Raw genomic sequence first — 12,490 nt, 5'->3', positions numbered from 1 at the left:
CACGACAACCGAGTCACGGCTCTAACCCGGGCCGTCGTCGGCGGCGGCGATCTTCGAGCACCTGCCGACAACGCGTTCCTGGGCCGCCGTCGATCGGCCACCCGTTGGTTCGCCAGGTCGGGGGCTCCGGCTCGAACTCGGGGCACCGACCCGAGCACTCGGTTGCCGTCTGACAGCCCCCTTTCGCCGTGCAGTGCGGGCGGAGCCCGATACTGTCGTGCGTTCGCAACTCGAAGTACCGGCAGTCGGGTCGCATCGTGTCGGCGAACGATCGCCAGCCGCGTTCGTACGCTCGTTCGGCGATCTCGAGTCGTTTTGCAGCCTTCTCTTCGGGACTCACGTACTCGAATCGAGCCGCGGAGCCGTCTCGGCGGCCACCGTTGGGTCGCTCGAGGATTCGCGTTCCGGGTTCGTCGACGGCGAGCGTCCTGGGATGCCACGCCACCTCGGCGTCCGAACTTGCTTCCTCGAGCGTGAGGATGCCCGCTTCGACGGGCAGCCCCTCCAGCAATGCCGGCTCGACGCGTTCACCGGTTTTGTGGGTTCCGACCCAGACCTCGTCGGCCAGGGCCATCGCCACGTCGTACTCGAGTTGTGAGCCGAGCACTCGGGCCGCGCTGGCGTCGAGGTCCGGCTTGTTCTCGATCGCGACGATTCGCTCGACCCAGTCGGGATAGGCCCACTTGCGGCGAATCTCGATTCGATTGCCGTTCCGTCGGGTCTCGAGGATACCTCTATCGTCGGCCTCGTGGATCGCCTCGCGGACGTAGCGCCACGGATAGCCGGGATGGGGGAGACAGTCTCGATAGTACGCCCACGATTCGGGGGCGTGTCGAACGACGTGCAAGAGGTTACTATCGAGTCGCTTCGGGCCGAAGTTCGCCCGCCGTCGGAGCGCGTCACCGTCGCACTCGAGGACGATCGTGTCCCAGCGTCTTCCTCTGGTGCCGAGTTGACGGGCGACGAGAACGGCCGTGTCGTCACTGGCTGGGTGTGCTGGTGGCCAGTTGCGCTCGGCCCAGTGACAGACACCGAGTTCGAACGCGAACTCACTCGTCTCCTCGTTCGCGGCGTTCACGGTCTTCGTTGTAGGCGGGTAGTGAAAAAGCTCTTCTCACTGTTTCCGCCCGGCGCTTCGGGTTCGCCGACAGGGTGACGCATCTCGAGTGACCAGTCAGGTGAGACACGACGTGCAGCCGTCGCAAACGCTGTGCGAGTCACCGACGGCTCGAGGCCAGCGAGTGAGCGTCTGCGTTCAGTGGCGACGCTCGTGGTCGTCACTCGAGAGCTACTCTTCGAGTTCGTCGTCCAGAAACTCGTGGGCCTCCTCTAAGATCTCTCGTGGACCGTCTTGGGTGACGGTGTTGACTGCCTGTTCGTAATCGCGCCACTGTAGGTCGCGGTGTTCGTTCGACAGTTCCGCGCTGGCCTCGAATGACTTCGCGATAAAGAGGTGAACGGTCTTGTGGATCGTCGTGCCGTTCGCCTCGAAGACGTAGTCGTAGTCTTCGCGAAAGCCATCGAGGAGCCGGAACTGCTCGATACCTGCCTCTTCCTTTATTTCGCGGATCGCCGTCTGCTGTAGTTCTTCATCTCCTTCGACACCGCCCTTGGGAAACTCCCAGTCGCCTGGGCGGCTCTTGAGTAGAAGATACTCGCGCCGGCCCCGCGTATCGCGGAAGAGGATTGCGCCTGCGCTCGTAGCTTCGACTGCCATTATCCCTGCTAACAGGCGCGACGTTAAGAGAATATCGGACTGTTCGTCTTGCGTAGGCGTATCTCAGCAGGTTTTTACGCACCGGGCGTACAACTACGCACAACGTAGCAATGACCTTTGTCACCCGTCTCACGCTCCAAAGCGGCGATCGAGCCGCACTCGACGGTATCGTCGACGACATCAAATCAACCGCGGAACGCAAAGGGGCCGCGTTGAAAGGCCCACACTCTCATCCTCCCGAAACCATCTCCGTTCCACAGCGCTCTCGCCTTCACGCCGACGACGACCGACACTTTTCGTCGTGGGAGTACACCGTCTTCACCCGCGAACTCGAGATTCACGGTCACGACAATCTCGCGCGCAACATCGCCTCACAGAATTTCCCGGATTCCGTCCACATCGAAGCCGAAGTCGAGCAGATCCACGGTGCGGGACGGGGCAACTAACTGTCGGAGCGAGACAGTCCCGAGCGAGTCGGTGTTTTCTGCGTTCGGTACCATTTTGATCGCTCGTGGTGAGTATCCGGTATGTCAAGCGATCTCATCTCGCTGCGCCGAGACCTCCACCGACGACCCGAACCCGCCTGGCGGGAGTTCTACACGACCGCTCGAATCGCCGCGGAACTCGAGTCGCGTGTCGATCTCGACGAACTCTACGTCGGTTCCGATGCGATCGCGAGCGAACACCGACTGGCCGTGCCCGATGACCTTGAACTCGCCGAGTGGTACGAACAAGCTCGAGCCACCGGTGTCGACGAGACGACCCTCGAGTCACTCGAGGGCGGCCAGACGGGCCTCGTCGCCGTCCTCGAGCGCGGCGAGGGGCCGACCGTCGGCCTGCGGGTCGACATCGACGGCCTCCCGCGACCGGAGAGCGACGACCCTGCCCACGTTCCCGCCGCAGAGGGCTTTCGCTCAGAACACGAGGGCGCGATGCACGCCTGTGGCCACGACGCCCACGCGGCGATCGGTGTCGGCGTGCTTGAAGCGATCGCAGAGAGCGGTGAGGGACTCGACGAGTCGCGATCCTCGTCGGAACAAGGTTCCGACGTAGATTTCTCGGGAACGCTGAAGGTGTTCTTCCAACCCGCCGAGGAGGTCGTCGGCGGCGGAAAGTCGATGGCGAAAAGCGAGCACATTCGGGACGTCGACGCGTTGCTCGCGGTTCACGTCGGACTCGACCACCCCACCGGTGAGATCGTCGCCGGAATCGACGGCTTCCTCGCCGTTCGCCACCTCGAGGCCGAGTTCACTGGCGAGTCCGCACACGCCGGTGGTCACCCCGAGCAAGGCCGAAACGCCGTTCAGGCGATGGCGGCGGCCGTCCAGAACCTCTACGGTATTCCGCGGCACAACGACGGCCGAACCCGGGTCAACGCGGGCGTCGTCGAAGGCGGCAGCGCGGCCAACGTCATCCCAGAAGAGGCGCGGATCCTCGCCGAAGTTCGGGGCGAGACGACCGAACTCATGGAGTACATGGATCGCAAGGCGCGTCACACGATCCGCAACGCCGCGGCGATGCACGAGTGTGAGGTCGCGTTCACGACGGGTGCCGAAGCCCCGAGTGCGACGAGCGATCAGGAACTCGTCGATATCGTCGCCGACGTCGCGGGACGAACGGCGGGCGTCGAGAACGTCCTCGAGCGCGACGAACTCGGCGGCAGCGAGGACGCGACGTTCCTGATGCGAGCCGTCCAGGAAAACGGCGGGACGGCCTGTTACGTCGGCGTCGGCACTGACCACCCCGGCGGCCACCACACCGCGACGTTCGACGTCGACGAGGCGAGTATCGACCACGGCGTCGACGTTCTCTCCGGTGCAATCGAGCGGATCAGTCGGACTCAAACCTGAGCCACGAGTCGCCGCAGTGACGAGACGACCGAATCGACCCATCCACTCCCTCCACAAGCCTCGTGAGGGGGGACGGCAGAGAATCCACCTCGAGTCCGTGATCGACTCGAGTCGATAGCCCTGAGTCGAGTCAGTCATGTCACTCACCAGCCGTCGTCGAATACGAGTCGGTCTCTGGATTCGAATGACGCTCGCGTTCGCCGCGCTACTCGCTTCGGTGCTCGTCTTGCTCGCAGTCGAATTGTTGACGATCTGGTTGGTAGTGGGGATGGTCCACTTCGGGGCCGTCTACGTGAGCTACGTCGTGCTCTCGCCGGTTCCGCTGGCGGCATTCGCCGTCGGCTACGTCGCGTTTGTCGGTGCGCTCTGGTTCGCTTACTACGAATACCGGTTGGTTCGAGAGCCGGACCGAGACGCCAACCGAGCGGCGGTCGTCGACGCGATGCGCGCGAACATACGAACGATTCGCGAGCGCTACGGACTCGTGGGATACGCCTTCGTCGTCGGCGTCCTGGGTGCCAGTTTCGGGACGAGTCTGTTGCTCGGTGAACGATTCGGTGAAACTGCGTACTACGCGTTCGTACCACTGTTCGTGGCCCTCACGGTCGTCTGGCACCAATTTTCCACGACCCTTCGTACGGAACGACGCAACGAGGCGGCCGTCCTCCGGTCGCTCGAGGACTCGATACGTCGGTCGGACGACGAGCAGCGCCACCCCGAACTCCACGACCTCCGTCGACGCGTCGAGCGACTGGCCCGGCAAGCCGACGTGCCGGTTCCGTCGCTCGAGGTTGCCGTTCGGCGAACACCCATTGCCCTCACCGTCGGTTACCGGCCCGAGTCCTCCACCGTCGTCGTCTCGAAGGGCCTCGTAGAGACGCTCAATGAGCAGGAACTCGAGGCCGTGCTGGCCCACGAAATCGCGCATATCGCGAATCGCGACGCCGCCGTCGCGTCGGTAATGGCGATTCCGGTCGCGACCGCTGAGCGAATCGAGCAGGCTCAGGGTGGCCACGCCGGCGCGATCGCTCTCGTCCTGCGCGGATTCTCCCGCTGGTGGCTCCGGATCGTCACCCGATACCGAGAGTACGCGGCCGACGACGGTGCCGTCGCGATCACCGGCAATCCGGCCGCCTTAGCCAGTTCACTCGAGGAACTCGATCGATCGGTTGCCCGGCGACCCGTGGCCGACCTCAGAAACCACCGTACCGCGGCTGCGTTCTCTATCGTCCCCTCGCCGTGGGAAGAACGCCGCTTCTTCGATCGGGTCTATCGGTTCGTCGACCGACGACTGTTCGGAACCCACCCGCCGACCGACGAGCGGATCGAACGACTCCGCGCTTACTCAGCCGAGTCGGAGACTGGCTCTGCCCAGTCATAGAGTTATTCAGACGAGTAACAGATTGCTCGAGACAGGTACCAGTGGCCGGGAGCGCGCCTCGAGCACCGCGAGAGTCGCGCGACCCGGGGGAGGGCAGGCCGTCACCCGAAAACGACCGCGAGCGAACCGAAGTGTGAGCGAGCGGGCCGACGACTGACCCGGAACGAGAACGCGGCGCGTCGCGCCGCGAAGAAGCGAGCGGTGAAGCCGCGAGCCGAGTGGAGGGGATGGAGGAGTGCTTTTTATCGAAATTTTACCGAGAGACGTTGCGAGCGAGACGAAATCGTCTCGCTCGCAACAGATCGCAGAGTAAAATTTCGGTGTTAGTACTTCGGCTCCGCCCCGGTCGCCTCGTAGACCGCTTCCATGAGTTCGTCGCGACGCTCCTGCCAGCCCGCGAGCCCCTCGGGGCTGGTCGGGTAGTTCTCGTAGTGTGCCAGCAGGTCGTCGGCACAGCGTTTGGTCTGGTAGAGGTTCCAGATGGTGCCCCAGTGGCCGCGGCTCTTGATCAGGGACTCGAGTTTGAGCTTCGTGCTGATGTTCGTACTTCCCGAGTAGAGTGCCTCGGCGAGTTTGTCGCCGGGCATGGCGGCGAGTAAGCCCATGAGGTCGTCGACATCGATGGCCGTCGCGAGGATGTTGTAGACGTCGAGGGCGGCGTAGCGCGCGCCGAAGTGGTCCATGACGAGTTCGTTGTACTCCCAGAAGGTCTCCTCGCTGACATCGCCCGTCTCGAGGCCTTCGATGGCTCGTTCGGCGGCGTACGTGCCAGCGTAGGCGGCCCCGGCGATGCCGCCGCCGGTGGTGGGGTTGACGTGTCCGGCAGCGTCGCCGACGGCCATGTAGCCGGGGTGGACGGCCGAGTCGTAGGGCCGACGGGTCGGGAGGGCAGCGCCGAGTTTGTCGTCGACCGTCGCGCCCTCGAACTCCGCGCGGTTCTCGAGGTCGTGTTTGAGGTCCTCGACGAGTTTCATCGGCTCTTCGGTCATCTGGAAGCCGAGACCGGCGTTGATCTCGGTCTCCGTGCGCGGGAAGTACCAGAGGTAGCCCGCGGCGCGGTCGGTCGGCTTGAAGACCAGTGCGTCGTCCCACTCGACCGGTTCTTTCACGTGGACGACCTCCCGGTAGGCCGAACAGAAGTGCGAGTAGTTGACGTTCGTATCGAACGTGGACGTCGAGAAGTCGACGGTGTCCTGGAGGACGGACAGCGATCCCGCGGCGTCGATGACGACCTCTGCGTCGTAGGTGAGTGGCTCACCCGTTCGGATCGCTTCGACTCCCGTTACGCGCCCGTCGTCGGCCTGGGTTACGTTCTGGACGACGGTATCGTAGTGGAAGTCGACGCCGGCGTCTGCGGCCCCCTCGATGATGCGGCGGCCGTACTCCCAGCGGTCGATGACGGCCAACTCGCCAGGGATTGGAATCTCGAGGACGGTGTCTTCTTGTGGAATCTCGAAGCGACCGTGGTCGACGCCCGTGTTGGTGAACGCCGGCTCGAGTTTCGATTTCGGAATCGAATCGGGAAACTCGTCCGCCCCTTTCAGTGCGTCGCCACAGGCGATGTGACCTGCCTCTTCCTCGGTTTTGCGCTCGAGAACGACGACGTCGTAGCCCTCACGTGCGACGGTCGCTGCGGCGTAACATCCGGCAGTCCCGGCACCGACGACGACCACGTCCGGTGCGTGGGAATGGGACGTAGCGGCGCTTGCCGAGCGCTCCTGAGTACTCATACTACCGTTTCCACACCACGGGAAGAAAACGTTTTATGTCACGTGTCGGATTCGCAGGAGAGAGATTCCGGGTTTCAGTGCCAGTAACGGAGAGGGCCGCCCGCTCGAGAGTCAAAAGTCACGGGATAGGTTCTCTCGAGGGAGTCTCGTTGTCCCGAGGTGGACGAATCGGGGAATAAAGAGTTTTAGTGCGGTCGTTCCTACCAGCGTGTATGACGGAGTACACGATCGAATTCGTCGGAACGGGTGAGACAATCACCTGTTCGGACACGGAGACGATCCTTAGTCGCTGTCTCGAGGAGGGTATCGCACAGGAGTTCTCCTGTCGCGTCGGCATGTGTCTGGCGTGTTCGGCAGAGATCCTCGAGGGCGAGGTCGTCCAACCTGCCGCGCGCGGCTTTACCGAGGCGGAAGCCGAGAACTACGCGCTCACCTGTATGGCCCGGCCACAGTCGGATCTCAAACTCGAGCGCGGAGTGTACCCGCCGAGCATCGAAGGAGACCTCGAGAGCGAGGGGAACGACGGCGCTGCCGTCGCGGACGACTGATGCAGTGACAAGTAGATCTCGTCGTCTCTATCGTGTCCCGGCAGGCGGATTCCCTCTTTGTTCGACACAGCTGGCGGTACGCTGACTCGAAGACTATCAGTAGTCTGGTGGCACCATTTCTTTATTTAGAGAGACACTCGAAACCGAATCGGGCGATTCAGTAATTATATCTGGAAACCTAACGCACCCTTTCTATCAGGATCTAGGTGTGTTAAGGGGGTCGTGCTGAATACACAGGGCAAATCGGTCACTAGCAGTTGGTTCCTCTACCTAGATCTGAATAGCTACAAGCAGCGTCTTTTACCGACACAGGGACGAAGCGACAACCGATGGAAGTCCCAGAGCTAAATGCGGCTGTAGCATTCGGGTTACTGACGATGGTCTCGTGGGGGATCTGGATCGTCGTGGGGAACGCTGCGTCAGAATCCATCGACCCGACGACGGCTGCCGCGATATCGTATCTCGTCGCAGCCATCCTTGCAGTTGGCTACGTTTTCGTGTCAGGTTCCTCACTGGCCATCACGCCACGAGGTGGGGCGCTTGCTGGCATAGCTGGAATGTTCGCCGGAATTGGCTTCGTCTCGATGTACATCGGCCTCTCACGTGGCTCAACGACGGTCGTCTCGACTCTCGGTGCCATGTATTTTGTCGTCGCAGCGTTCATTGGGATGGCTGTGCTCGGAGACGAAATCACCACAACGAGAGTCGCAGGGCTCCTGCTCGCGGGCGTCGGTGTCGTCCTCGTAGCTCAATAAACGAGCCGCTCACCCTCCTATCAGACTAATAACTGGTTCATATCGTCGTTGCTGAAGAACAGACCCCGCTACACTGCAGACACGCTCTGTATGCAGCAGGCCTCTATTGACAGCGATTCGGGAGTTTGGACGAAGTTTGCTGAATAGAGGGCGCAAATGCAGCATAGATTGACGCATACTTAATATGGAATGTAATCGGGCAGAACAGACGAAGTATATGTAGTATGTTGACGTGCATTTGCCCGGCTGAGAACTCAGCAGTGAACGGAAGAAAGACAATGACTGATAGAACCTCCATAGATGACGGCCTCTCACGTCGAACAGTAGTGAAAGCCAGCGCAGTCACAGTGGGTGTACTCGGTATGATTGCACCCGCTACCGGTGACGATCACCACGATGACGATCGTCACGATGATCATCATGACGAAGACGACCACCACGACCGGGGCGACGATACCGACACCGATGATGAATTCGAAATCGAACCCGATACCACGATCATGTTTGAAGGGGAGACAGCTGGTTGGATAGGCGTGGAGCCTGAGGAAATAGAGGGAGAAGAGAACCCCACGCTCGTCCTCGAAGAGGGTGAAGAATACGAGATAGGATGGGAACAGGGCGATGATGCGTCCCATAATCTCGAACTCGTCGACGAGGATGACGAAGTCGTCGACGAGCATGAGACCGAAGTCACCGACGACCCTAATGAGGACGATACCTTCGAATTCGAAGCGACTGATGAAATAGTCGAATACGTCTGTCGGCAACACCCAGACACAATGCGGGGGGAGATCCGGGTTGAATAAGCTGACGGTACTATCAAGAAGGCGAAAAAGAGTAACGAACTGTTGTGATTGGTTTCAGTTCATAGGCCTATTGATCGGAAGCTGCTGTGGAGATAGATCGAACTAACCAAAGGCGTATTGCTCCACTCACCCTCTATATTCAGCAAGCATCTCTTGACAGCTATCGGATGAATCGATTGCTGCGCCGTTACCTACTCGACCTATACTGAACGTGGATTTCACACTCAAATTTGGATAACAAAACCGTATTGGCCGACTACTGCTACCGTAGCCACTGCAAGTCAGTGCACATCTAATCGCCTACATCAACGGTCAGCGTGTAACTTGTTTCAGTTGTTCCTCTCGACGAGAAGTCGACCGGTTCCGTTACTCGATCGTCAACTCGCCGTCACCGCCGTCACCGTTTCCGTTCTCGTCCCACTCGAGTTCGAACTCGATACTGAGTTCGCCGGGGCCGTCGGTAGGACCTTCCCGCTCGGCTTTGACTTCGAACGTCGGCTGAGCTGGTGGGTCCATCGTCACGGACTGATCGCCCGCACTGAGCGTGAGTTCGTCGCCGTTCTCGAGTGAGTCGGCGACCGTTCGGAGATACGACGCGATATCTTCTCGACGCTGGCGACTCTCGGATTCGAAGAGTACTTCTTCTGGCATAGGCTCTCATTGGTGCTCCAGGCTGATAACTGCGTCTGTGGTGACTGCGTCGCTGCTTGGTTTGTGGTGAATACGTCGTTGAAAACGAGAACCGAGTGGTGAACCGTGGACTCCTCCCGTGTTTGCTGGGCTTGCTGGATTTCCCTCGATCGGTCTCGAGTCGCCTTCGAATCAGTCGACGAAGTCGATGTCTTCGCCCTGTGCGGGCGCTTCGGGCTGGACGGCCTCGCCGTCGGGCTTACCGTAGATCTGTGGCGACTCGACGCCGGTGACGACGATCATCGTCCGCATGCTGCCCTCGAGTTGCTCGTCGATCGAGGTTCCCCAGATGATACGGGCGTCGGGGTCGATCCGGTCGTAAATCTCTTCGACGACGCCTTCGGCTTCCTCGATTGCCATGTCGTTGCCACCGGTGACGTTGACGAGTGCGGAACTCGCCCCGGAGATGTCGACGTCGAGCAGCGGCGACCGGAGCGCGGTCTTGACCGAGTCTTCGGCTTTCGCTTCGGAGTCGGACTCCCCGAGACCGATCATCGCGACGCCACCGCGTTCCATGACGGTGCGAACGTCGGCGAAGTCGAGGTTGACGAGGCCTGGTTTCGTGATGAGTTCGGTGATTCCCTTCACGGAGCGCATCAGCACTTCGTCGCTCACTTTGAACGCCTGACGGACTGGCAGTTTGCCGACGGAGTCGAGCAGGCGGTCGTTCGGGACGACGATGACGGTGTCCGACACGTCACGCAGGCGCTCGAGGCCGGCTTCGGCGTTAGTTCGGCGGACCTCACCTTCGGCAGTAAAGGGCGTGGTGACGATCGAAATCGTCAGCGCGCCGGCTTCACGAGCGGCTTTGGCGACGACGGGGGCCGAACCAGTTCCGGTTCCGCCACCCAGCCCCGCCGTGACGAAGACCATATCGGAGCCGTCGATCGAATCGTAGATGTCCTGTTGGCTCTCGAGTGCGGCTTCCTCGCCGACCTGTGGGAGCGAGCCAGCGCCGCGGCCGCTGGTCTTTTGTTGGCCCATCAGAATCTTCGTGTCGGCTTCGATTTCGACGAGGTGTTGAACGTCGGTGTTCGCGGCGACGAGTTTCGCGCCGTGGATGCCCTCTTCGTGCATTCGGTTGACGGTGTTCCCGCCGGCACCGCCACAGCCGACGACGGTGATGTCGGTCTGGAGGTCCTGGAGAACGTCCTCGAGTTCGTCGTCGGTCATCGTCCCGGTCTTGTTCGCGTCCCCGTCTCCCTGGGTGTGTCCATCCTGCGGAGACGCGTCGTCGGGAGCGGTGTTTTGCTCCCCATTTTCGGCCTCGTCGATAGCTTCGTCGATGATGGAGTCCATTCTTGGCCCAGACTAGTAGATGGAGCATAATTACCTTTCCCCTACTAGTCAGACACCTGTCTGACAGGTATCGTGAGATTACCGTCTGTGAACACGTCGACGGTGAACGCCACGCCGGGTCCGATAGTCGTGGCTTACTCGCGGGATACGGTGGGTTACAACGGGAATCGTTCGATTTGGCGTGAGTGTACCGTTTCGGGATCGATCGACTCGCCGTTGACGGTAATCGATTCGCCGTCTGCCAGCGCGCCAAACTTCGGCCCCTCGGGAATCCCGAGTGTGTGGGCTAATTCGGGATCGAACGTCGTTCGCTCGGCCACGACCCCCTCGTCCTCGAGCGTGACGCTGTCGTACTTCTCCTCGAGAACGGCTGCGAGTTCCTCGACGAGCGAGACGCGAGGAGGGCCACTCGACTCCTCGTCGTGGCTGTCCGACTCGACAGGGAGGGCTATCCGCGAGCCGATTCGGCTGCCGCCGTTGTCGGTTTCGAACGCGACGGTTCGCGATTCGACGACCGTCCGGACGCGCTCGGCGTCGATCCCCTCGGCGGTATCGACGAGGTCCGCTGGCAAGTCGGCGATAGTGAACGACGGCGTTCGATGGTCGCCAAAGCGAACGCCCTCGTCGATGGCACCGAGTTCGGATTCGACGGCGTCGACGACCTCGAGCGAGCGATCTCTGACAGACCGGATCCACGTTTCGCTGACGATTCGGTAGCCGAGGTCCTCGAGCGTCGACTCGAGGACGGGCCACTCGCCGTCGAGAACGGCGATGTCCGCGCGGCTGGTCTCGAACGCCGCCTCGAGGACGTCCTCGTGGGCGCTCGGATGGTCCATCGCCTCGAGCGCCCAGTCGGCGGCGATGTGCCCGACAGCCCAGGGCGTCTCGCGGACGATACGGCCGAACCGTGGCGCGTAGTGGTTGCCGCCGAAGCCGACGAACTGGCGTTTCGCGGGGTGAGTGTGGCTCGCGTCCGGATTCTCCTCGACGTGTCCGTGATCGACCCTCGCTTCCTCGTCGTCATCCAGTCGGGGCGGATTGTGGGGCTGACTGTCTCGAAGGTCGGCAATGGCTCGGGCAACCGCCGCTGCTGCGTCGGGGTCGTCCCACTGCTCGTCGCCGCTGCCCAGTTCCGCGAACAGCGAGGGACAGCCGACGTCGGTCGGTCCGTGGTGGGTACACTCCATGCCGACGTCGTAGCCCTCAGGGGCGTACGCCTCGAGTGCGTCCAGAAAGTGTGCGAGGGCGTTTGGGCAGGCCGCGGCGAGGGTGTCTGGCTCGCCGCCGAACTCCGCCGGCCCGAAGTTTCCGGTAAAGTGTCCAGTCAAAAGCGCCCCCGTCTCGCCGGAGTGACGGGAGGCGAAGACGAGGAGGTCGGGATCGCACTCGAACGCGTCGGCGGGACGCTCGAGGTCGAGGTGTAACTCCTCGAACGAACGGAGTTCGACACCGTCGAGTCGGTAGTAGGTGCCCCCGCCGGCTTCGGGTGGCCGTGTGTCGTCTTCGTGGGCGTCCCACTCGAGGTGGTCGCGCAGGTGCTCGCAGATGTGGACCGAGGCGCGATCGGCCCGGCTCTCGACGATAGCGAGGTCGGTCATACTCGAGTGGCTGGCCTGAGTCCCGGTAACGTCGTCGGTTTCGAGTGGCTGGCCGACTGTCGGGTGCGTGGGTGAGTGTTGACGCCACGTGGAGTGTGAGGGGGGCGACGAACGCG

Annotated in this window: 12 protein-coding genes; 6 read left to right on the top strand and 6 right to left on the bottom strand. The window is 61.8% G+C overall.

The features are described from left to right. Window positions 1-13 precede the first annotated feature (13 nt). Complete coding sequence (locus BLW62_RS03050; RefSeq protein WP_090504994.1) at window positions 14-1,078, bottom strand: DUF5787 family protein; 1,065 nt, start codon at window positions 1,076-1,078, stop codon at window positions 14-16. Between the two features lie 210 nt (window positions 1,079-1,288). Next, the gene (locus tag BLW62_RS03045) at window positions 1,289-1,717 is read right to left on the bottom strand and encodes a bis(5'-nucleosyl)-tetraphosphatase (RefSeq protein ID WP_090504991.1); all 429 of its coding nucleotides are present in this window, start codon (window positions 1,715-1,717) and stop codon (window positions 1,289-1,291) included. 110 nt (window positions 1,718-1,827) lie between these two features. Between BLW62_RS03045 and BLW62_RS03040 the strand changes: the two genes are divergently transcribed. The 3 genes from BLW62_RS03040 to BLW62_RS03030 all read left to right on the top strand — a co-directional run bounded on the left by BLW62_RS03040 (window position 1,828) and on the right by BLW62_RS03030 (window position 4,948). Then, window positions 1,828-2,163: an uS10/mL48 family ribosomal protein gene (locus BLW62_RS03040; RefSeq protein ID WP_076578835.1), complete on the top strand. Its 336-nt coding sequence runs from the start codon at window positions 1,828-1,830 to the stop codon at window positions 2,161-2,163. 81 nt (window positions 2,164-2,244) lie between these two features. Continuing rightward, window positions 2,245-3,567, top strand: a complete 1,323-nt coding sequence (locus BLW62_RS03035) for an amidohydrolase (RefSeq protein ID WP_090504988.1) — start codon at window positions 2,245-2,247, stop codon at window positions 3,565-3,567. A 184-nt stretch (window positions 3,568-3,751) separates the two neighbouring features. Beyond that, entirely contained in the window at window positions 3,752-4,948 is a 1,197-nt protein-coding gene (locus BLW62_RS03030; RefSeq protein WP_245726654.1) for a M48 family metallopeptidase, read from the top strand. Window positions 4,949-5,271: 323 nt separating this feature from the next. On the opposite strand, the gene BLW62_RS03025 is transcribed toward BLW62_RS03030, so the two are convergent. Further along, window positions 5,272-6,678: a geranylgeranyl reductase family protein gene (locus tag BLW62_RS03025; RefSeq protein WP_090504981.1), complete on the bottom strand. Its 1,407-nt coding sequence runs from the start codon at window positions 6,676-6,678 to the stop codon at window positions 5,272-5,274. A gap of 212 nt (window positions 6,679-6,890) precedes the next feature. Between BLW62_RS03025 and BLW62_RS03020 the strand changes: the two genes are divergently transcribed. The 3 genes from BLW62_RS03020 (at window position 6,891) to BLW62_RS03010 (ending at window position 8,787) form a co-directional block, all read left to right on the top strand. Further along, on the top strand, window positions 6,891-7,226 hold the full coding sequence (locus BLW62_RS03020; protein WP_090504978.1) for a 2Fe-2S iron-sulfur cluster-binding protein: 336 nt from the start codon (window positions 6,891-6,893) through the stop codon (window positions 7,224-7,226). A 329-nt stretch (window positions 7,227-7,555) separates the two neighbouring features. Beyond that, a complete protein-coding gene (locus tag BLW62_RS03015) occupies window positions 7,556-7,981 on the top strand; it encodes an EamA family transporter (protein WP_090504975.1) in 426 nt (141 codons plus the stop codon). Between the two features lie 278 nt (window positions 7,982-8,259). Further along, window positions 8,260-8,787 (top strand): hypothetical protein, encoded by a 528-nt coding sequence (locus tag BLW62_RS03010; protein WP_090504972.1) that lies wholly within the window; start codon window positions 8,260-8,262, stop codon window positions 8,785-8,787. A 366-nt stretch (window positions 8,788-9,153) separates the two neighbouring features. Here the strand turns inward: BLW62_RS03010 and BLW62_RS03005 are convergent, their stop codons facing one another. The 3 genes from BLW62_RS03005 to BLW62_RS02995 all read right to left on the bottom strand — a co-directional run bounded on the left by BLW62_RS03005 (window position 9,154) and on the right by BLW62_RS02995 (window position 12,374). After that, complete coding sequence (locus tag BLW62_RS03005) at window positions 9,154-9,438, bottom strand: amphi-Trp domain-containing protein (protein WP_076578823.1); 285 nt, start codon at window positions 9,436-9,438, stop codon at window positions 9,154-9,156. Window positions 9,439-9,609: 171 nt separating this feature from the next. Further along, the gene (gene ftsZ / locus BLW62_RS03000) at window positions 9,610-10,776 is read right to left on the bottom strand and encodes a cell division protein FtsZ (protein ID WP_090504969.1); all 1,167 of its coding nucleotides are present in this window, start codon (window positions 10,774-10,776) and stop codon (window positions 9,610-9,612) included. Window positions 10,777-10,931: 155 nt separating this feature from the next. Next, window positions 10,932-12,374 (bottom strand): D-aminoacyl-tRNA deacylase, encoded by a 1,443-nt coding sequence (locus BLW62_RS02995; RefSeq protein ID WP_090504966.1) that lies wholly within the window; start codon window positions 12,372-12,374, stop codon window positions 10,932-10,934. Between the last annotated feature and the right edge of the window lie 116 nt (window positions 12,375-12,490).

Source organism: Natronorubrum sediminis, from assembly GCF_900108095.1.
In the GTDB taxonomy this organism is placed as follows: Archaea; Halobacteriota; Halobacteria; order Halobacteriales; family Natrialbaceae; genus Natronorubrum; species Natronorubrum sediminis.
The sequence above is the reverse complement of the archived record's forward strand: the minus strand, read 5'-3'. Positions and strand labels throughout refer to the sequence as shown.

Bases quoted from the DNA above. Each gene is read 5' to 3' on its own strand.
- BLW62_RS03045 (WP_090504991.1), bottom strand. From the start codon at position 1,717: ATGGCAGTCGAAGCTACGAGCGCAGGCGCAATCCTCTTCCGCGATACG.
- BLW62_RS03040 (WP_076578835.1), top strand. From the start codon at position 1,828: ATGACCTTTGTCACCCGTCTCACGCTCCAAAGCGGCGATCGAGCCGCA.
- BLW62_RS03035 (WP_090504988.1), top strand. From the start codon at position 2,245: ATGTCAAGCGATCTCATCTCGCTGCGCCGAGACCTCCACCGACGACCC.
- BLW62_RS03030 (WP_245726654.1), top strand. From the start codon at position 3,752: ATGACGCTCGCGTTCGCCGCGCTACTCGCTTCGGTGCTCGTCTTGCTC.
- BLW62_RS03025 (WP_090504981.1), bottom strand. From the start codon at position 6,678: ATGAGTACTCAGGAGCGCTCGGCAAGCGCCGCTACGTCCCATTCCCAC.
- BLW62_RS03020 (WP_090504978.1), top strand. From the start codon at position 6,891: ATGACGGAGTACACGATCGAATTCGTCGGAACGGGTGAGACAATCACC.
- BLW62_RS03015 (WP_090504975.1), top strand. From the start codon at position 7,556: ATGGAAGTCCCAGAGCTAAATGCGGCTGTAGCATTCGGGTTACTGACG.
- BLW62_RS03010 (WP_090504972.1), top strand. From the start codon at position 8,260: ATGACTGATAGAACCTCCATAGATGACGGCCTCTCACGTCGAACAGTA.
- BLW62_RS03005 (WP_076578823.1), bottom strand. From the start codon at position 9,438: ATGCCAGAAGAAGTACTCTTCGAATCCGAGAGTCGCCAGCGTCGAGAA.
- ftsZ (WP_090504969.1), bottom strand. From the start codon at position 10,776: ATGGACTCCATCATCGACGAAGCTATCGACGAGGCCGAAAATGGGGAG.
- BLW62_RS02995 (WP_090504966.1), bottom strand. From the start codon at position 12,374: ATGACCGACCTCGCTATCGTCGAGAGCCGGGCCGATCGCGCCTCGGTC.